Source organism: Maricaulis sp., assembly GCF_030149235.1.
GTDB lineage: Bacteria > Pseudomonadota > Alphaproteobacteria > Caulobacterales > Maricaulaceae > Maricaulis.
This window is the reverse complement of sequence record NZ_JASBRW010000078.1, coordinates 1-19458: the sequence shown is the minus strand read 5'-3', so window position 1 is coordinate 19458 and position 19458 is coordinate 1. Positions and strand designations below refer to the sequence as shown.

Below are 19458 nucleotides of genomic sequence, written 5' to 3'. Positions count from 1 at the left end.
CGGCAGGCCATCGAGGAGTAAATGAACCTTCACGGCCGTGCGACCGGCAGGGCGCTGCTGTCCGACGCCGACAACATCACCGCAGCTGGAAGCCTTCTGAAGTCCCGCCTTGCGCACAGGACGTCTCGGGAAGAGATTTTCGCCACCATTCATGCGCTCCGAAATCAGGGGCTTTCATGCAGCGAGATCGGGCGGCGAACAGGGTTCCCGCGTCGCAGCATCGCGAAATGGCTGCAGTTCGAGACACCACCGGACCGCAGGCGGGCCGCTTTGAAGCCGACATCGCCGTGGTACTTTGAAGAGTTCCTGAGCCAAAGCTGGAAGGAGGGCATTCGAACTGGCAGCGCCCTGTTCCGTCTGATCCGAGAGCGCGGTTACGAGGGGAGTCAGTCGCATTTGCAGCGTCTGTTGGCGGGCTGGCGAAAAGCAGAACAGCAAGGGAGCGACTCCAAGGTAGAGCACGAAATCCTTAAGCCAGTCCGGGACCCGGAAACGGGGCACGCGATTTCCCCGGTCATCGCAGCCGCGCTGTGCATCAAACCCCGCGGAAAGCTCACCCCGGATCAAGCACGGAAAGTCGACGCGCTCAAGGCCGGTTCTCCCGCCTTCGCAACGATGCGAAGTCTCGCCATGCGGTTCAACGGTATCCTGCGCGGCCGCCAAGCAGACCCGCTCCCAGCATGGATCGACAACGCGATCGAAACCGATCTGGCGCCCATCGTGCGCTTTGCCCGCACATTGAACCGGGACTTCGATGCAGTCAAAAACGCCATCGAGATGCCATGGAGCAACGGCCAAGCAGAAGGTCAGATCAATCGCCTGAAGACGCTCAAACGCGCCATGTACGGTCGAGCCGGTCCAGAATTGTTGCGGGCGAGAATGCTACCGTTCCGCCACACAGATTGAGGCAGAGCCGATTAAAGGGCAACGCGACAGCAAGATGGCTCGAATGGCACGTGGGCACCCGGGCTAAGCGGCGTTTGCGGGCGTCGCTTCAGGGCCGGGGCGCGCGCCGGCTTGAGTCAGCCGGGGCTTGAAGGCGGAACCGCCGAGAGGTCACGGCAGCACCCGGTCCGGGTCTGAGGTGCAAGGGCAACCTCCAGCGTCATGGCCCGGAATGTCAGGTCGACCGTGTTGAAGGCTTCGTCCTCGGGGGCGGGCAGGCGCAGGTATTCCCTGTGCCTCAGCACCTCGCGCAGCCGGGTCAACCTGGCGTCGTGTCATCGGCGCGCGTCAGCCCCTCTACCGTGCTGCCCCTGTACCGTGTTGTCCGCAATGACAGCCAGCCCATCGGACCCGTCGATTTCGATTGGCAGCACGAGCTGGGGCCGGCGGGGCAGGGAAGGCGCGGGGCCAGCGGCAGCGGGGTGCAAAGGGCTCTGCCCGGCCACACGGTGGCGGCGGCTCGCCTCGTTCCCAGTGCAACAGGTCACGCTCGCCATCATTTTTGCATGCATAATGATCCGGGGCGGCATTGACGGAGGCATTTCGTCGCGATAATGCATGCTATATGCCGACCTGCAGATGAGTTGCCATTGTGCGACACGCGCGGCGGCGATGACGGAAATGATGAACAAGGAAGTGTGGAATGGAGTCCATCTCGCGTTACGGCACGCCGCCGACCAGGCTGATTTCTATGATGAAATCCTTCGAGTACCCGTTCCGAAACGTCCGTGCCGGAGATCGGTTCGCGGTCCTTACCGACGACCAGATGGATCCGTTGATCTGGCAGGCCATGATGGCCGCTTTGCATGCACGAGGCGCCGAGGCCTGCCTGTGCCTCTACCCAAAGCGCGCATATCATTGCGCCGACCCTTCGCCGATCGCCGTGGGCGCGGCGAAGGAGGCTGATGTCGTGATCGCCCTGACCACGACCGCCTTGAACAGCGGCACGCCGGGGCTGCGGCAGATCCGCTCCGAGGGCGGTGCCAAGGGCAAGACGCCGATCTGGCTCTGGGAAGAGATCAACCAGGAGATCCTGATCGAAGGCGGTGGCGCCAGTACCGAGGACGATATCCGCGAGATGTGCGAGATCCAGCGCCGCATGGGCGAGATCTGCGACGCCGGCAAGACCATTACGGTAACCACGCCGGGCGGAACCGACCTGCGCGCCGATATCAGCGGCTATCCCGAGGGCGCGCTGGCCCGCCGCTGGGGCGCGATCCCCTTCGAGCGCGATGCCGAGACCGGACGTTTCGGTCTCAGCCCCGGCACCTGGCCGTTCGGCGAATTCCATGTGGAGCCCCGGGGCGGGACCGCAAACGGCGTCGTCGTCTGGGATCACACCGGCCAGTTCCCGGCAGGACAGTGGCACGAGCCGGTCACCGTGCGGATCAAGGACGGGCACGTGACCGAGATTTCCGGCGGGCATGAGGCCGCACAGATCCGCGAGTACCTCAAGGCCTATGGCGACGAGAACTCGCTGGTCGTCGGGGGAGAGATCTCGATCGGCACCAATCGCAAGTGCCCGCCCTACACCGGCAACATGCGCAGCGAGAAGAAGCGCTACGGCGCGATGCACTTCGGCATCGGCCACGGCGCCGACCGCGGCGAGGTCGTCAGCAAGCTGCGCTATGAGGGGATCTGCGACAGGGTGACGATGATCGTCGACGACAAGCATGTTCTCGCCGAGGACGGGGTGATCCTCGTATGAGCATCCTGCCCCCCACCAAGGGAGCACGCGCCGCGGAGATTGGCGATGACGATCTCGATCATCTCATCAATGTCTTCCGCGGCTCGGATTTCACCCTTCTGGACTTGAAGTCAGGCGCAATCCGGTTGCGCCTGAGCCGCCAGCCCGCCGCGGCGCCTCTGCCGGGCAGCGCCGGGTCCGGCAGTGGCAATTCCCTTCGTGTCGTCGCCCCCTTCGTCGGCACGCTGACCAGCCGCGTGGCAGCCGGGCACAGGGTTGGTGCGGGCGCGGTGCTCGGCACGATCCGCAGCCTTTGCGCGGAAACCGAGGTCGTGGTCACCGAAGGCGGCACCGTCGCGGCGCAGCTGGTGCCGGACGGTCGTTTCGTGGCCTACGGCGAGCCCCTGTTCGAGATGCATCGCGAGACGCCCGAGGGAGGTCAGTCACAATGACAATTCAACGAGTCTTCGTGGCCAATCGCGGCGAGATCGCCGTCAGGATCATACGCGCCTGTCAGGAAGCGGGGATCGAAACCGTCGTCGGGATTTCGGAAGCCGATCGCGACGCCTTGCCGGCCCGCATGGCCGACCAGGCGATCTGCATCGGGCCCGCGCCGTCCGCAAGCAGCTACCTGAGCGTCGATGCCGTCGTGACGGCTGCGGTCGGCGCGGGCTGCGATGCCTTGCATCCCGGCTACGGCTTCCTTGCCGAGAATGCCGACCTGGCCGAGCTGTGCGCCGAACACGACGTCACCTTCATCGGGCCGAGGTCTGAAACGATCCGCAGCCTGGGGGACAAGATCAGCGCCCGGAAGATCGCGGAACGGGCCGGTGTGCCCGTGGTTCCCGGCCGCGACCGGGTGAGCAGCTACGAGGATGCACAGGCGGCAGCGCAGGAGATCGGTTTTCCGATCTTGCTCAAGGCCGCCGCCGGCGGTGGCGGGCGCGGCATGCAGGTCGTGCGCAGTCAGGACCGTCTGCAAAGCGCCTTCGATACCGCCCGCGCCGAGGCCCGCGCCGCTTTCGGCAACGACACCCTGTATCTGGAGCGCTTCATCGGCCGCGCCCGGCATGTGGAAGTGCAGGTGCTTGGCGACCGCCATGGCAAGGTGCTGCATCTGGGCGAGCGCGATTGCACGCTGCAACGCCGCCACCAGAAGATCGTCGAGGAAGGCCCTGCCGTCTCGGTCCCGCCGCACCTGGTCGATGAAATGCGCCGCGCCGCCGTCGATCTGGCCCGCTCGGTCGAGTATGAGGGGGCAGGCACCGTCGAGTTCATCTTCGACCAGGAGCGTGAGGAGTTCTTCTTCCTCGAGGTCAACACGCGCATCCAGGTCGAGCACCCGGTTACCGAGCTGCTGACCGGCGTCGACCTCGTCGCCGAACAGCTGAAGATCGCGTCAGGAATGCCGCTGGCGCTGGAGCAAGATGACATCCGCCTGACGGGGCACGCCATCGAATGCCGGATCAATGCCGAAGCCGCCCTGGAGGGGTTCCGCCCTTGCCCCGGTGACATCGTCACCTGGGAGGCTCCGGGCGGGCAGGGGGTCCGTGTCGACACGCATTGCTACGCCGGCTACCGCGTGCCCCCGTTCTACGACTCGATGCTGGCAAAGCTGATCGTCACCGGCAGCGATCGGGACGATGCGCTCATGCGGATGCGCGCGGCGCTCGCCGATTTCAAGCTCACCGGCATCGACACCACCTTGCCGTTCCTGGTCGCCCTGCTGGGCCGGTCGGAGTTCGCATCCGGCGCGGTCAGCACGCGCTGGGTGGAAACGGTGCTCGAAGATCCGGACTTTCTCAAACAACTCGAAGGGGATGCTGCATGAGCGACCTCACCTATCAGGATGTCATCCGCGTTCTCGAACTGATCGACCGCTCGGATTGCGTGGATCTCGATCTGGCATCCGGCGATCTCCGGCTCAAGGTTTCGCGCAGTCAGGCGGCGCCCGCGGCCCGGCCCGCGGGCCAGGTCGAAGCGGCAGCGGATGTGGCATCGGCGGCGGTAGCAGCCCCTGCTTCCGCGCCGGCTCCCGCGGCGCCGACCCCGCCCGCCAAGCCCGATGCGCTGTTGCAGGAACACCCCGGCGCAACCCCGGTCAAGGCACCGATGGGCGGCATGTTCTACGCCACGCCGGCCCCCGGGAAACCGCCCTTCGTCACGGTCGGGCAGCAGATCAGGAAAGGCGACCAGCTGGGCATTGTCGAAGTCATGAAGCTGTTCACGCCGATCACCGCCGAGACCGACGGCGTCGTCGTGGCAATCGCGGTCGGCAACCAGCAGACCGTCGCCAAGGACGATGTTCTCGTTCTCATCGAGACCAGGGACTAAGCGGCTTCCAAGCCGAGAAAGCGGGCCAAGACATGGCGAAGAAGATCAAACTCCTCGACGAGACCCTCCGCAACGCGCAGCAATCGCTTTGGGCGACCCGCATGCGCACGGAAAGCATGCTCCCCATCGCTGACGTCATCGACCGTGCCGGTTTCGATACCGTCTGCGTGGCCGCGGGCGTGACGTTCGAAAGCGCGGCAATGTTCCTGAACGAAGACCCGTGGGAGCGGATGCGCCTGCTTCGCCGCCGCATGCCCGAGACGCGGTTCGACGTGCTGGTTCGGGCACGCAACCTGTGGGGCTGGAAGGCGCAGCCCTATGACGTGCAGACGCTGTTCCTGGAGACGCTGCTTCGCAATGGCGTTGACAGCTTCAAGCTGTTCGACGGGCTGAACGACCTGCGCAACATGGACCACCTGCTGGCCGAGGGGCGACGGCTTGGCTTCAAGGTCAAGGGCTTCGTCGGCTTCAACGACAGCCCGGCGCATACGGATGCCTATCTGGCCGCCAAGGCCAGGGAATTCGTCGACCGGGGCGTGCATGCGCTGGTGATCTCGGACTCGCCCGGCGTGATGAAGCCCGAGCGCGCCTACGCCTCGCTTTCGGCGGTTCGCAAGGCGATCGGCGATACCGAGCTTCATTTCCACTGCCACACGACCGCCGGCCTCGGCCGCGAAGCCTGCCGCCAGGCCATTCGCGCGGATGTCGACGTGATCTGGACGGCGGCGCGGCCGTTGGCCTGGGGCTCTGCCCTGCCTGCCGCGCGTGACATCGCCGCCATGGCGCGCGAGGAGGGATGCGAGGTCGATGTCGATGACGCGGCGCTGGCCGAGATCGACGACTGGTTCTACTGGGTGGCGCACAAGCAGGGCAAACCCGTCCCGGTCGAAAAGCCCTTCGATCCGGCGTTCTATCAAAGCTATGTCGGCCATCAGATTCCCGGCGGCATGATTTCGAACCTGGTGCAGCAGCTGAAGGATCGCGGTCTTGAAGACAGGCTGCCGGAGGTTCTCGAAGAGGCCGGAAGGGTCCGTCAGGAACTGGGCTATCCGCACATGTCCACGCCGTTCTCGCAATTCGTCGGCGTGCAGGCGGTGATGAACGTGATCCAGGGTGAACGCTACGCATCCCCGCCCGAGGCCTTGCGCCTCTATGCGCGCGGCGCGTTCGGCGAAACCATCGCCAGCATGGATCAGAACATCCGCGATCTGCTGAGCCAGGGCGCGGCCGATATCAATCCGCTCGAAGGACTGGATGAACCGGCGTTGCCGAAGATCCGCGCCGAGTACGGGCCGTTCGATTCGGATGAGGACCTGCTGATGTTCCTGTTCATGCATCCGGCGGCCTACCAGGACTTCCGCAAGAACCGTCAGCCCATCGTTTCCAAGCCCCGGCTGCACCCGGTGGCCTGCCTCGCCGAGGAGCTGATGGCCCGCCCGAACATCGCCTCGGTCGAGGTCGGGCATGGGCCGGACCTGTCGCTGGCGTTGAAGAACGCCTGACATGCACGCCGGAAATGGAATGCGCTTGCGGGCGCATTCCCCGGGATCGTCCGGCGGACGCAGGGATGCGGAAGCCCCTCCAGGCCGGACCTGCGTCCGGCGAAACCCAAGGCGCGGGCAGTCCCGCGAAGCAAAGGGGTCACCCGACGATGTCACATGCCAGCAGCATCCGGGCCAGGAAGGGGCTCAGGACGGGGCGGGCGGTTCGATCAGGCCGATCGATGCCACGCCTACTTGTCGGGCCGGATCAAGGGGCCGCCGGGAAGCGCGCGAGCCAGGTCCATGGTTTCGGGATCGGCCAGGTTCAGGATCTTGTTGCGGGCGTTCATGAAGGCATGTTCGCGCATCCGCGCTTCGGCGCGGTGCCCCTGCCGGGCCCGGATCGCGGCGACGATCTCGACGTGATCCGCGTGGGAGGCAACAAGTTGCCGGTGCCCGTTTTCATGGTCCTTGCGGTCGAAGATCAGCGCAGAGGGCGAAACCAGAGGCAGCCGCGACATTTGCGATATGGACACCTTGAGCGCCCAGTTCCCCGAGGCCTCGACCAGGCAATCGTGCAGCGTGCTGTTCAGATCGACCCACCGGTCCCGCATCGCGTCGGTGGTGACGCCTTGCGCCAGCACCTCCTCGAGACTTCCGAGTATCTGCTCCAGCCGGGCGTCCATTGCCGCGTCCAGCCCCCGTTCCGCCGCCTGCCGCACCGCCATGGCCTCAAGTTCCCCGCGGACCTCGATCGCATCGGCGATTTCCTTGATCGAGAACCGCTTCACGCGGCTGCCGCGGTTGGGTTCGCGCGTCAGCAGCCCTTCATGCTCCAGCGCGCTCATTGCGAGGCGGGCGAGGGTTCGCGACACGCCGAGGTCCTCGGCGACCGAAATCTCGCGCAGCTTGGTGCCAGGATCGAAGTCGCCGGCAAGAAGCCGGCAGCGGAGGGCCGTGGTTGCCTCTTCAAGGGCAATGCTCATACCGATCCTTTCCCGTGAGCCGTCGGCGAGTATTGCCTGAAGTGCGCAAAATTGTCCAGAAGCCGATATGGGCATTTTGCATGCCAAATAGGGGCTTCAAGGCGGGTTGAAAGTTCAAATTAGACATCTTAGCATGCAATAATGGTTCTTGAAGGATGAGGGAGGAGATCATGGAACTTGGAAAGACACTGCTGGCGACCGCTGTCGTCCTGTCGGCATCGGGGGCGCAGGCGCAGACCGTTCTGCGCTTCTCGGATTACGGCCCCAACCGGGGTGCACGCGCGGCTGCCCTTGAGTGGTTCGCCGACGAACTGGCGACCCGCACCGACGGCGCCGTGAGCATCGAATTCTATTGGGGCGGCTCGCTGCTTGGCGGTCGCGACACCCTGGGCGGCGTCGCAAGCGGCGTGGCGGATATCGGCACGATCGTCGGTTTCTTCACGCCGAGGGAGCTTGAACTGTACAGCATCGGGGATCTGCCCTTTGCCAACAGCGACGTCCGGACCGGGATGCGTGCAATCTACGATCTCGCGACCCAGGACGACGGCTTGGCCGCCGAGTTTGACGCAGCCGGCGTGCGGTACGTCACCAACTACACCACCGGCCCCGTGGAACTGATCTGCCGCAGTGAAGTCACCACGCTCGACCAGTTGCAGGGGCTGAAGATCCGCGCTTCCGGGCCATATGGCGATACGCTCGAACGGCTTGGCGCGGAAATCGTGTCCATGAGCCAGGCCGACGTCTACCAGGCGCTCGACTCGGGCCTTATCGATTGCAACCAGAACTACTATTACTCGATGCGCGCCTACCGGCAGTACGAGGTCGCGCGCTATGTCCTGGAACTCGACTGGGGGCAGAACATGTCCTTTGGCATCGTGATGAATCCGGCAAGCTTCGACATGCTTGACGCGTCGCAGCAGGCGGTGCTGACCGAACTCGGCTCGGAATTCGTCGATCATGTCGCCGAGGCAATGATCACGGAGATCGACGAGGCCCGCGCGGCCATGGTGTCCGGCATCGACGGCAGCGCAATCACCGTGAACCAGCTTGCCGAGGACGACAGGACCAGGCTGCTGGAGGTGAGCGAGGAAGCGATCTCGGACTGGCTGGATCGTGCCGGCGAGGCCGGTGCCGAAGTGCTTGCTTCCTACGAGGCGCTGCTGGAGACCAGCGGCACCGAGGGTCGGTAAGTTGCGGGACCTCGAGATAGAAGACGCCGATCTCGACGCGGACTCCGCGGCCGGGATCGAGCGGTTTCTTGCACGGATCGCCGCCATCGGACTGTTCGCGATGGCGGCCATCGTCACGATCAACGTGGTCAGCCGCTGGCTTGGCAGTGCCCTGATCCCTGACGATGTCTACCTGGTGCAGGAACTCATGGTGCTGGTCATCCTGCTTCCGCTTGGGGTCGTGACCGCAACGCGGCAGCACATCAAGGTCGATCTCTTCACCGAATGGCTGCCGCCACGCGGCAAGGTGGCGCTGGCGATCGTGGAACATGTCGTGGGGCTGGTCTTCGTCGGGCTCCTCGTCTGGGCGGCCTGGTTGGGCCTGAGCAAGGCCTGGCGGACGCAGGATTACTATTCCGGTGTCCTCGATATTCCGATGTGGGTGGGGCAGTCGACCTTCCTGCTGGGCATCGTGCTGTTTGCGACCCGGCTTGTGGCCATGCTCCTGCGCGACATCCGCAACCTTTTCTGAACGGAACTGACATGGACCCCGTTACCCTGACCGGCGTGATTGTCGGCGCTGTCTTCCTGTTGCTCATTCTGCGCGTGCCGATCGCCTATGCCCTCGGTGGGTGTGCGGCTGTCGGGCTCGTGCTGTTCTTCGGCTGGCGCCCCGGACAGGAGCTCGACCTGGCCCGAGGCCTGGGCCCGGCCTTGAACCTGATCGAGGCGAATGCCTATTCCTTCGTCCACAGCTATTCGCTCTCGATGATCCCGCTGTTCATCGGGCTGGGCAATATCGCCTATCACGCGGATATCACCACGGATCTCTATCGGTCGTTGCGGGTTCTGCTGGGGCGGATGCCCGGCGGGCTTGCCATGGCCTCGATCACCGGGTGCGCGGGGTTTTCGGCCATCACCGGCTCGTCCGTCGCCTGCGCCGCAGCCATGGGGCGTATCACCGTTCCCGAGATGCTGCGGTACAATTACAATCCCAGGCTCGCGTCGGGGGCGGTGGCCGCGGGCGGTACGCTTGGCTCCCTGATCCCGCCGAGCCTGTTGTTCGTCATCTACGCGATCTTTACCGAGCAATCGGTAAACGGTTTGTTCCTGGCGGGCGTGGTTCCGGGCCTGTTGTCCCTGCTGGGGTTCCTGCTGACCGTGTTCATCTGGTGCCGGCTTCGCCCGCAGGACGCACCGCGCGACGATGGTGATGCAGAGCCCGGCGCGTCGCGCTTCGCCCTGCGCGGCCTCTGGCCGGCGCTGGTGCTGTTCGGCCTGGTTGTCGGCGGCATCTATTTCGGCATCTTCACCGCGACCGAAGCCGCCGCGGTGAGCCTGGTTATCGCTTTGCTGATCGGTTTCGCGCGCGGCAAGCTGAACCGCGAGAACCTGATGACCTCCGGCCTCGATACCGTGCGGCAGACGGCCATGATCTTCCTCGTCGCGCTCGCCGCCAAGGTGTTCACGGGCTTCATCTCGCTGACCCGCATCACGCCCATGGCGCTGGATTGGCTGCAGGCCATCGACCCGCCGTTCGCGGTGGTGCTGATCGCGATGGTGGTCTTCTACCTGCTGATCGGCATGTTCCTGGATTCCATCGGAATCCTTGTTCTCACCCTGCCGTTCACGGTGCCGATCATGGCAAGCTATGGCGTCGATCTGATCTGGTTCGGGGTCATCGTCATCAAGCTGCTCGAGATCGGCCTGATCACACCGCCCATCGGCCTGAACATCTTCGTCATCAAGAGCGTGACACCCCGTTCGGTCACGCTGGCGACCGTGTTCCGCGGCGCCGCGACGTTCCTGATGCTGGATCTGGTGGTGCTTGCGCTGCTGCTGGCCATACCGGCGCTGTCGCTCTGGCTGCCCAATTCGGCATTCTGAGGGCCCGGACCGGCCATTTGAACAAGGGAAAGCGCGCCGCAAGGCGCGTTTCCGCTTTTGCGGCACGGCTCCAGACGGATGCGGCCGGGGCAGGCGGTGTTCGGCTCACCGATCGCGACCCGGCGGCCCGGGGTGTCCCGGGGCCGGGCGGCGCGCGCCCGCCGGTCAGCGGCCGAACCAGCCGTCCTCCGGGTCCAGCCGCACGTATTCCGCGACGCGGTGGAGCAGGATGTCGATCTCCAGCGCCAGGCCGGCGTCGAACTCGTTGAGCGCGGCGCCGTCCCAGGGGCCGGTTTCCAGCCGGGCCAGGTAGTCTTGGCGCAGGTCCTCGTGTTCGGGCGACAGCGGCAGGGTTTGCGCCGCGCGCAGCAGGTCGAGCCGCTTGTGTACCTCGCGCATGGCGGCAAAGGCCTCCATCATCGGCCGGGTCAGGCGCGGGTCGTCCTGCCACGAGCGACCGTCGAACACCTCCTGCACCACCCGGTTGCCCGCGCCCAGGCAATCGTAGGCGACGCAGCCGGGAAAGCCCTTTTCGGTCAGGCTTTCATGGATCGTGCAGCTGTGATGCGCCAGGTTGCGGCAGGGTTCTTGGAAAAGGCGAAGTCGCGCCCCTTGTCGAAGGTCAGCGCCAGGCAGCAGAGCGCCGCGCATTGGCTGCAATCGGATTTCAGGTGATCGCGCGGGGCAGGGGAGGTCTGGGGCATGATGGCTGTCGGCTGTCGTGCGCGGGAAGGGCGTGAGCGCGCGGTATCCCGCAAACCGGGGCCGGAGTGCAAGGGCGATTGCCCGCTCAGCGCGCCCCGGCCCGGATCGCCGTCACGTCGCGGGCGCCGCCTGTCGTGCCGTCGGCCCCGTCGTCGGCTTCCCTGTCGTCGGCTTTGCGCGGACCCGCGTCCTGCGCCTCGTGCCTGGCCAGGTCTTCCGCCGCAACCGCATCCGCCCAATCGTAGAGATCCGCCAGGATGCCACGCAGCGCTTCCCCGCGCGGGCTGAGGGCATAGATCACTTCGCGCGGGAAGCCGGTGGTTTCGCGCCGCCGCACCAGGTCGCGCGCGGTCACGCCTGCCAGCCGCTCGGTCAGGACCTTGGCCGAGATGCGCGGCAGGCTCGCCTGAAGGTCGGAGAAACGCTTCGGTCCGGCGGTGAGCTGCCACAGGATCAGCGCGTTCCAGCGATGCCCCAGGAAGCCCAGCCAATCCTCGGCCAGGCATTCGTCGGGGCGGCAGGCGCGCTGCGTCTCGGGGATCGGGCTTCCCATTTGGTTAGTCCTGAGTCGGTGTGTTCAAAGGCCTCGGAGGGATGTCTAGCATCTCCGGCAGCGCAAGGAAGGCGGCATGGAACGGATACTCATCATCGGCGGCTACGGCCATGTCGGCAGCAAGATCGCGCGACGGCTGATCGCCGCGGGGCGGGCGGTGACGGTCGCGGGGCGGGACGGGGCGAAAGCCCGGGCAGAGGCTGCGAAACTGGGGTGCGAGGGCGCGGCGTTCGACCTGGCGCGCCCGGCCAGTTGGGGGGCGCTGGAAGCGGCGGATGTGGTCATCTGCTGCCTGGACACGCCGGATGCCAGCCTGGCGCGGGCGGTGCTGGAGCGGGGCGCGCGCTATCTCGACATCTCGGCCACCGACGCCGTGTTGCGCCGGATCGAGGGGCTGGATGCGTTCACGGCAGAGAAGGACACGCTGGCGCTCTTGTCGGTCGGTCTGGCGCCGGGGCTGACCAACCTCATGGTGCGCGAGGCCCGCACGCGGCGCCCCGATGCGTCCGGTTTCCGCATCGGCGTCCTGTTGGGGCTGGGGGATGAGCATGGCCCGGCCGCGATCGACTGGACCTTGCGCACCCTTGTGCCGCTGTCGCGCGCGGATATCCGGCCGATGCGCTTTGGCGCGGATCGGCGGGCGCAGCCGACCATCCCCTTCGATTTCGCCGACCAGCACGCGCTGACGCGGCGCGGCTATCCAAGGGTAGAGACGCGGCTGGCGCTGGGTTCGCCGCTGATGGCGGGCTGGGTGCTGCGGCTGCTGTCGCGCATGGCGCAACGGCCGGGCCTGCGCGCCTTTCTGGCGCGCACCATGCCGCTACTGCGGGTGGGCAGTGACCGCACCGCGCTGGTGGTCGAAGCTCTGGGCGCCCCCGCGCTACGGCTGACGCTGGAGGGCCGGCAGGAGGCCGAGGTGACAGCGCAGATCGCCGCCGAGGTGGCGCTGCGCATCACCGGGTTGGAGGCGCGCGGCGTGCGGCATCTGGACGAGGTCCTGACGCTGGATGCGTTGTCCGGCGCGCTGGCGGGGCAGGGGGTGCGGCTGGGCGGCGATTGACGCGCGGCGGTGCCGTCCCTCGGCTTGCCGGGGCCGCGCGCTGATTCCAAGGGCCCCGGTTCTGCTGAACCGGGGCCCTTTTCGCGCCTGCGTTCCAGAATCTGGAAAGTCGGCGCAGCATTGCGTTTCTTGCGGAAGGGGGAGGGCCCGCTGACTGCATTTGCCGCTCCATGAGAGCCGCGCCAAGGCTCTACCCGATTGAGGACAGGCGAAAAAGCCTGCCGGCGGGGCAGGCGGTCGCGCGACGCGGGGCCGGTGCGTACCGGGGCACCCGCCGCGCCGACGTGACGGTCAGGCCGTAAAAGATAAGGTATCTAATCATTGACACCGCAGTTTCGGCAGTCTTAAAGATAGATGTCTAAGCTATGTTTCGCAAACCACCGATCCGGCCCCCGTGTTCCGGATGTCGGACGGGAGAGGGGCGCGACGCAGGGCCAAACGGGAGGACATGATTATGCGTTTCACTGCAATCGCGATGGCTGCCGGCCTCGCCGTCTCGGCGACGGCTGGTCACGGCCAATCGCTCAACCTCACTCTTTCAGGCGGGAACCCGGGCGGCCTTTGGTCGCTGCTGGGCGCCGGCATCGACCGCGCCGCGCAGGTGGCGGACACCTCGGCCGTGGTGACCTATCAGGCTACGGGCGGCGGGTTCGCCAACATCGGCCTGCTGGACGCCGGGCGCACGGATCTGGGCCTGGTGCACGACGCCGAGGCGCAACTGGCGCTGGAAGGCGAGGAGCCGTTCCGTGCTCCGATCACCAACATGCGGGCCATCGGCTACATGTACAACTGGGCGCCGATGCACTTCTTCCTCGACCGCTCGATGGCCGAGGAATATGGCATCGACAGCCTCGACGACATCGCCGCCAGCGGCGCGCCGATCCGCATCGGCATCAACCGTTCGGGCAACATCACCTCGAACATTGCCCTGATGATGTTTGAGCTGGCGGGCGTCACCGACGAGAGCCTCGCGGCAGCAGGCGGCCAATTCGTGCGCGCAGGTGCCAACGAACAGGGCGAGCTGATCCAGGATGGCCGGCTCGACATGATCACCAACGGCATCTTCATCAACCACTCGTCGTTCCGCGCCGTGGACACGAACTCCGATGTGGTCCTGCTGTCGATTCCGCAAGAGATCATCGACGCCACCAACGAGCGCTTCGGCACCGGCCAGATGACCATCCCGGCCGGCAGTTACACGAACCAGGATGTGGATGTCGACACGGTGACCCTGGGCGCGCTGCTCGCGGCGACCGATGCGCTGTCCGACGAGGAAGCCCATGCCCTGACCTCGGCGCTCATCAGCAACATCGACGAGGTGCGCTCGGTGCACAGCGCGATGCAGCAGCTGACGCCGGAACTGCTGTCGACGCCCAGCGTGATCGAGTTCCACCCCGGCGCGCTGCGGGCCTACCAAGAAGCGGGCCTCGCGGAATGATCGGCTCGCTCGTCGCCACCGGCCGCAGGAGGACTCTTGCGGCCGGCCAATACCGCGCCATCGTGGTCGTCGCGGCGCTGTTCGCGGCCTGGGTGATCTACGCCAACCTGTTCACGATCTCGGACCCGCTGGTGCTGGGTATCCTGTTCGTGTCGGGCATCTATGCGATCATGTTCGCAGCCATTGGCGCCACCCCGCGCGCGCCCGACCACATTCCCCTCTACGACATTGCCCTGTCTCTGCTCAGTCTTGCATCGGGCATCTTCTTCTTCGTGAACGCGACGGAAATCGCGGACCGCATCAGCCTGCTGGACCCGTTCACGCCCGCCCAGTTGTTCTTCGGCATCTCTCTGCTGCTGCTGACCCTGGAAGCCACCCGCCGGACCACAGGCATGGGCCTGACCATCGTCGTCTTGGCATTCCTGGCCTACAACTGGTTCGGCTACCTGCTGCCGCCGCCCTTCGGGCATGGCGTCGACGATTTCACCTACCTGCTCGACATCCTGGTGTTCACCACGGACGGTGTGTTCGGGGTGCCGATCCAGGTGGTGGCCAGCTATGTCTTCCTGTTCGTGATGTTCGGCACCTTCCTGTCGAAAGCGGGCGGGGGCGAGTTCTTCTTCAACCTCGCGGCGCTCCTGACAGGGCGCACGCGCGGCGGCCCGGCGAAGATCGCGGTGATCTCGTCGGGGCTCTACGGCACGATGTCAGGCAGCCCGACCTCGGACGTGGTCGCAACGGGCTCAATCACCATCCCGGTGATGAAGCGTCTGGGCTACAGCGCGCGCTTTGCCGGCGCAGTCGAGGTCGCGGCCTCGACGGGCGGTAGCGCCATGCCGCCGGTGATGGGTTCGGCCGCCTTCATTCTGGCCGAATACACCGGCGTTGATTACAAGGCGGTGGTGGTCGCGGCGCTGGTTCCGGCGCTGCTGTACTACCTCGGCGTCTTCAGCCAGGTGCACCTGCGCGCGGTGCGCGACGACCTGCGCCCGTCCGAGGATGAGATGCCGACCGCGGCCTCGACCTTCCGCACCGGCTGGGTCTTCCTGCTGCCGATCATCGGCATCGTGGTGGCGCTGCTCTCGGGCTATTCGCCGACCTTCACCGCCGGTATCGGCGTGATGGGTGTCATCGTCGCATCGACGCTGCTGAAGGCCACGCGCCTGTCCCCGTGGCAGGTGATCGAGGGGCTGGGCGAGACGACGCTGCGGATCCTGCCGGTGGCGGGCGCCTGTGCCGCCGCGGGCCTGGTGATCGGCGGTCTGTCGATGACGGGCCTGGGCATGAAGGCTGCGAACCTGATCCTGGTGATCAGCAACTCGCAACCGATCCTGACGCTGGTCATCGCCGCCGTTGTGACGATCATCCTGGGTCTCGGCATGCCGACCCCGAGCGCCTACATCCTGGCCGCCGTGCTGGTCGGTCCGGCGCTGGCGCAACTGGGCTACCCTGTGCTGCAGAGCCACATGTTCCTGCTGTACTTTGCCGTTCTCTCGGCGCTGACCCCGCCGATTGCGGTGGCGGCCCTGTCGGCGGCGGCGATTGCGCATGAAGACCCGTTCAAGATCGCCTTCACCTCGGTGAAACTGGCCTCGATCGGCTTCATGCTGCCCTTCGCCTTCGTCTGGAACCCGGCACTGATGCTGCTGGCCGACCCGCTGTCGAATACGTTGGCCGTGGTTGGGGGCGTGATTGCCACGCTGTCCGTGGCCACCGCCGTCGAGGCCTTCGCCAGCAAGCCGGTGTCGCCGGCGGAGCGGGTGCTTCTGCTAGGCAGTGCGGTTGCGGCGGTCGCGCCCTTCCAGCTGCTCGCGGTCGCGGGCATCGCGCTCGGGGCAGCCATGTTGGCACGTCACCTGGTGGCGGGGCGCCGGGCCAGCGTGCAACAGAACGCCGCCGGCTGATGCCAGCCTGACGCACCCTAACAGATCGCGCGGCCCGGACCCCTCCGGGCCGCGCGTCCTTTTGCAAGAGAGACCGACGTGACCCATCCGACCCAGACCGCAGACAGACCCACGACGCAGAGCCCCCCCGCCGTGCCGCCGCAACAACCGAAGTTCTGGAAGCGCTGGGCGGTCAGCATGCTGGCCGTCTATCCCGCGCTCATCGTCCTGGTGCTGGCCACGCGGCCCTTCACCCAGGGCATGCCAATGGCGGTCTCGCTGTTTTTCGTGGCGCTGCTGCTGACCGGATTGAATACCGGGCTGATCCTGCCATTCCTGAACCGGAAACTGGGGCGCTGGCTGGCTGCGCGCTGAGGCCGGAACGGGAAGGGCGGTGCGATTTCATATATGTGAAATGTCGCAATGATCCCACCGGCGATCAAGACAAGGTGCTCTCCACCAAATAAGATTAGATAGCTTACCTTTTAGGTCGAGCAGCCAATCCAGACCAGACTGTCCGCCCAGGGGCGGCGCAGTCGGAACGCTACGGGAGGAGCGAGCGACATGACTTCATCCACCACATTCACCAACAAACTGCGTGCCCTTGCGGGCGCTTCGGCGCTGTCGGCCGCGACGCTGGGCCTGACTGGTGCCGCCGAGGCACGCGACTTCCGCCTGCTGTCGGGCTGGGATTCCAGCTATGTTGCGGTCGACGTGCTGACGTCGTTCATCGAGACGCTCGACGAAGCCGTAACCGAGGGCTTCGGCGTCAACGTCATGGGCCCCGAGACCGTGCCCCCGTTCGAGCAGTTCGACCCGGTGTCGCGCGGCCTGTTCGACCTGCTGTTCACCAATGGTGCCTATCACTTCAACCAGACTTCGGTGGGAATGGCGCTGGACGGCCTGTCGGGCGATACCGAGGCCTTGCGCGAAGCCGGAATTTGGGACGCGGTGGATGCCGATTACCAGGAGCAGGGGTTGAAGCTGATCGCCGTGCTTTACGACCTGAATGGCTACCACATCATGCTGAACGAGCCGGTCGGCGAGAACGGCCTCGAAGGACGTCGCGTGCGCGGCACGCCGATCTACCACCCGGCGATCAACGTACTGGGTGGCTCGCCCGTGGTGCTGCCGGGCGGCGAGATCTACCCGGCGCTGGAACGCGGTGTGATCGACGGTGCGGCCTGGCCGACCATCGGCGCTCTGTCCTACCGCTGGTTCGAGGTCGCCGACTACATGATGCGCCCGACCTTCGGCCAGGTCGGCCATCTGGTGTTGATGAACCTTGACACCTGGAACGACCTGTCCGAGGAAACCCGGGCCGAGATCGAGACCGCCGCGCGCGAGTTCGAGATCGAAGCCAATGGCCTGTTCGACACGCTAGTCGCCGAAGAGAGCGCCGCCCTGGAAGCAGAGGGCATGAGCGTGACCGAGCTGTCCGAGGAACTGGCGGGCACGCTCAGCTCGGCCTGGTTCTCGGGCGTGATGGACCTCGCGGCCACGCAATCGGGCGAGGCGATCGAGGAAATTCGCCGTCTGGCGACCGAAGCCGATCTCGACGGCTGATCGGGGCCCGGCCCCTTCCGACGCGCGGCCGCTTGGTGCCGCGCGTCTTTCCGTCCCCCGGTCCTCCTTCTCGGCCCATTCTCTTCGGCCTTTCCGTTCCAGGAGCTTCCCTCCATGCGACCGATCCTGACGCTTCAGGACGTGCTGACCCGGCTGATGTTCTTCATCGGCGTCGGTGCGCTGGCAGCCATCGTGCTCATCTACGCCTTCGAGGTCGTCTCGCGCTATGCCTTCGGCGCGCCGACCCTCTGGGCGAGCGATTTCGTTTCCTTCCTGCTGCTGATCACGGTGTTCAGCACCGCGCCCTGGCTGACCCGCGAAGGCGGGCACGTGGCCGTGACTATCCTGCCCGACCTGGTCGGCCGGCTGCGCCAGGTGATCCTGCGCGCGGGCTTCCTGGTGGCGGCGGCGACCTGTCTCTGGGCTGCCTGGCTTTGCATCGGCGAGGTGCAGCACCTGGCCTCGCGCGGGACGGCGACCCTGACCACCGTGCGCATTCCGAAATGGATCCTGGTGGCCTTCATCACCTATGGCGTGGCCAATTCCGGCCTGTATTTTCTGCGCCTCGCCTTCGGCCAGGCGCTTTCCGAGACCGACTCCCAACCCGAGGTGACCCATGGTTGAAGGTATCGCCGCCGTCGCGACCGGCGTGGGGCTGCTTCTGGGCTTCATGGCCGTAGGCCTGCCCGTCTTCGCGGCCTTCCTGCTGGTCAACCTGCTGGCCGTCGCGGTCATCATGGGACCGATGGGCTACGGCATGTTCGTCAACTCGCTCTATGAGACGACGACGACGCAATCGCTGGTCACCATCCCGCTGTTCATCCTGATGGGCGAGATCCTGTTCCGCTCGAACTCGGTCGAGGTGCTGTTCCGGTCCATCGACACGCTGGTCGGTCGGGTGAAGGGGCGCCAGTACGTGCTGTCGATCCTGCTGGCCACGGTGTTCAGCACCCTGTCGGGTGCTGCGATGGGCGTGGCGGCCATGCTGGGCCGCTCGCTGCTGCCGGGTATGATCGCGCGCGGGTACGACGCGCGGCTGTCGGCGGGCACCATCCTGGCCGGCGCCAGCCTGGCGCCGCTGATCCCGCCTAGCGTCCTGGTCATCATCATTGGCACGCTGGCCGGCGTGTCGATCGCCGGGCTGCTGATCGCGGGGATCATCCCGGGGCTGATGTTCGCGGGCATCTTCCTGGGCTATTGCTTCATCCGGGTCTGGCTCAACCCCTCGCTGGCGCCCGACGAGCCCGACGACGGCACCCGTGCCACGCTGGCCGACAAGGGCTGGGCGCTGCTGCGGGTGGTGCCGTTCTCGATCATCATCCTGATGGTGATGGGTCTGATCCTGGCCGGGATCGCCACGCCGACCGAGGCGGGCGCGATGGGGGTCATCGGCTCGCTCATCACCGCCGCGATCTATCGCAACCTGTCCCTGAAGATGATCGGCGAGTCGCTGGTCTCCTCGGCCAAGGTGGCGGCGATGATCCTGTTCATCATGGCCAGCTCGAAGCTGTTCAGCCAGCTGCTGGCCTTTACCGGCGGCGCCTCGGCGATGACCGAATGGGTCGTGGGGCTGGAACAGTCACGCTGGGTGATGCTGATCCTGCTGATGCTGCTGCCCTTCGTGCTGTGCATGTTCATCGACCAGATCGCGCTGATGCTGATCGTCATCCCGATCTACCTGCCGATCATCGAGGAGCTGCAATTCGATCCGATCTGGTTCTGGCTGCTGTTCTTGGTGAACATCACCGTGGGGGGCATGACCCC

The 19458-nt window shown here is 66.0% G+C and carries 18 protein-coding genes and 1 pseudogene; 16 read left to right on the top strand and 3 right to left on the bottom strand.

The window, feature by feature from the left end; translation table 11 throughout:
• The 6 genes and pseudogenes from Q1V51_RS11890 to Q1V51_RS11865 form a co-directional block, all read left to right on the top strand.
• Window positions 1-906 (top strand): annotated as a pseudogene (locus tag Q1V51_RS11890) (transposase); the annotation flags it as partial.
• 682 nt (window positions 907-1588) lie between these two features.
• The gene (locus Q1V51_RS11885) at window positions 1589-2653 is read left to right on the top strand and encodes a hypothetical protein (RefSeq protein ID WP_300556621.1); all 1065 of its coding nucleotides are present in this window, start codon (window positions 1589-1591) and stop codon (window positions 2651-2653) included.
• On the top strand, window positions 2650-3084 hold the full coding sequence (locus Q1V51_RS11880) for a hypothetical protein (protein ID WP_300556619.1): 435 nt from the start codon (window positions 2650-2652) through the stop codon (window positions 3082-3084). The genes Q1V51_RS11885 and Q1V51_RS11880 overlap by 4 nt, the downstream gene beginning before the upstream one ends.
• Window positions 3081-4463, top strand: a complete 1383-nt coding sequence (accC, locus tag Q1V51_RS11875) for an acetyl-CoA carboxylase biotin carboxylase subunit (protein WP_300556617.1) — start codon at window positions 3081-3083, stop codon at window positions 4461-4463. The genes Q1V51_RS11880 and accC overlap by 4 nt, the downstream gene beginning before the upstream one ends.
• Window positions 4460-4966, top strand: coding sequence for a biotin/lipoyl-containing protein (locus Q1V51_RS11870; RefSeq protein ID WP_300556616.1), 507 nt, complete (start codon window positions 4460-4462; stop codon window positions 4964-4966). Before accC ends, Q1V51_RS11870 begins: the two co-directional genes overlap by 4 nt.
• A 32-nt stretch (window positions 4967-4998) precedes the next feature.
• The gene (locus tag Q1V51_RS11865; protein ID WP_300556614.1) at window positions 4999-6468 is read left to right on the top strand and encodes a hypothetical protein; all 1470 of its coding nucleotides are present in this window, start codon (window positions 4999-5001) and stop codon (window positions 6466-6468) included.
• A 230-nt stretch (window positions 6469-6698) separates the two neighbouring features.
• Here Q1V51_RS11865 and Q1V51_RS11860 read toward each other — a convergent pair whose 3' ends face one another.
• A complete protein-coding gene (locus Q1V51_RS11860) occupies window positions 6699-7433 on the bottom strand; it encodes a GntR family transcriptional regulator (RefSeq protein WP_300556612.1) in 735 nt (244 codons plus the stop codon).
• 170 nt (window positions 7434-7603) lie between these two features.
• On the opposite strand from Q1V51_RS11860, the gene Q1V51_RS11855 reads away from it, so the two are divergent.
• Genes Q1V51_RS11855 through Q1V51_RS11845 form a run of 3 tightly spaced genes read left to right on the top strand, consistent with a single transcriptional unit; the run spans window position 7604 to window position 10489 of the window.
• Window positions 7604-8623, top strand: coding sequence for a C4-dicarboxylate TRAP transporter substrate-binding protein (locus Q1V51_RS11855; protein WP_300556610.1), 1020 nt, complete (start codon window positions 7604-7606; stop codon window positions 8621-8623).
• 1 nt (window position 8624) lies between these two features.
• A complete protein-coding gene (locus Q1V51_RS11850; protein ID WP_300556608.1) occupies window positions 8625-9134 on the top strand; it encodes a TRAP transporter small permease in 510 nt (169 codons plus the stop codon).
• A gap of 11 nt (window positions 9135-9145) precedes the next feature.
• Window positions 9146-10489, top strand: coding sequence for a TRAP transporter large permease (locus tag Q1V51_RS11845; protein ID WP_300556606.1), 1344 nt, complete (start codon window positions 9146-9148; stop codon window positions 10487-10489).
• 165 nt (window positions 10490-10654) lie between these two features.
• Here Q1V51_RS11845 and Q1V51_RS11840 read toward each other — a convergent pair whose 3' ends face one another.
• Complete coding sequence (locus Q1V51_RS11840; RefSeq protein ID WP_300556604.1) at window positions 10655-11140, bottom strand: hypothetical protein; 486 nt, start codon at window positions 11138-11140, stop codon at window positions 10655-10657.
• Window positions 11141-11279: 139 nt separating this feature from the next.
• Window positions 11280-11747 (bottom strand): helix-turn-helix domain-containing protein, encoded by a 468-nt coding sequence (locus Q1V51_RS11835; protein ID WP_300556602.1) that lies wholly within the window; start codon window positions 11745-11747, stop codon window positions 11280-11282.
• Window positions 11748-11823: 76 nt separating this feature from the next.
• Between Q1V51_RS11835 and Q1V51_RS11830 the strand changes: the two genes are divergently transcribed.
• From Q1V51_RS11830 to Q1V51_RS11800, 7 genes are all read left to right on the top strand, one after another.
• Window positions 11824-12807: a saccharopine dehydrogenase NADP-binding domain-containing protein gene (locus tag Q1V51_RS11830; protein ID WP_300556600.1), complete on the top strand. Its 984-nt coding sequence runs from the start codon at window positions 11824-11826 to the stop codon at window positions 12805-12807.
• Window positions 12808-13261: 454 nt separating this feature from the next.
• Complete coding sequence (locus tag Q1V51_RS11825) at window positions 13262-14245, top strand: TAXI family TRAP transporter solute-binding subunit (protein WP_300556598.1); 984 nt, start codon at window positions 13262-13264, stop codon at window positions 14243-14245.
• Window positions 14242-16149, top strand: a complete 1908-nt coding sequence (locus tag Q1V51_RS11820) for a TRAP transporter fused permease subunit (RefSeq protein WP_300556596.1) — start codon at window positions 14242-14244, stop codon at window positions 16147-16149. Before Q1V51_RS11825 ends, Q1V51_RS11820 begins: the two co-directional genes overlap by 4 nt.
• Window positions 16150-16227: 78 nt before the next feature.
• The gene (locus tag Q1V51_RS11815) at window positions 16228-16503 is read left to right on the top strand and encodes a hypothetical protein (protein ID WP_300556594.1); all 276 of its coding nucleotides are present in this window, start codon (window positions 16228-16230) and stop codon (window positions 16501-16503) included.
• 189 nt (window positions 16504-16692) lie between these two features.
• A complete protein-coding gene (gene dctP / locus Q1V51_RS11810) occupies window positions 16693-17694 on the top strand; it encodes a TRAP transporter substrate-binding protein DctP (protein WP_018065881.1) in 1002 nt (333 codons plus the stop codon).
• Between the two features lie 114 nt (window positions 17695-17808).
• Window positions 17809-18318, top strand: a complete 510-nt coding sequence (locus Q1V51_RS11805) for a TRAP transporter small permease subunit (RefSeq protein WP_018065880.1) — start codon at window positions 17809-17811, stop codon at window positions 18316-18318.
• Window positions 18311-19458: TRAP transporter large permease subunit (locus tag Q1V51_RS11800; RefSeq protein ID WP_300556591.1), on the top strand; the 1148-nt coding region annotated here is incomplete at its 3' end. The genes Q1V51_RS11805 and Q1V51_RS11800, both read left to right, overlap by 8 nt.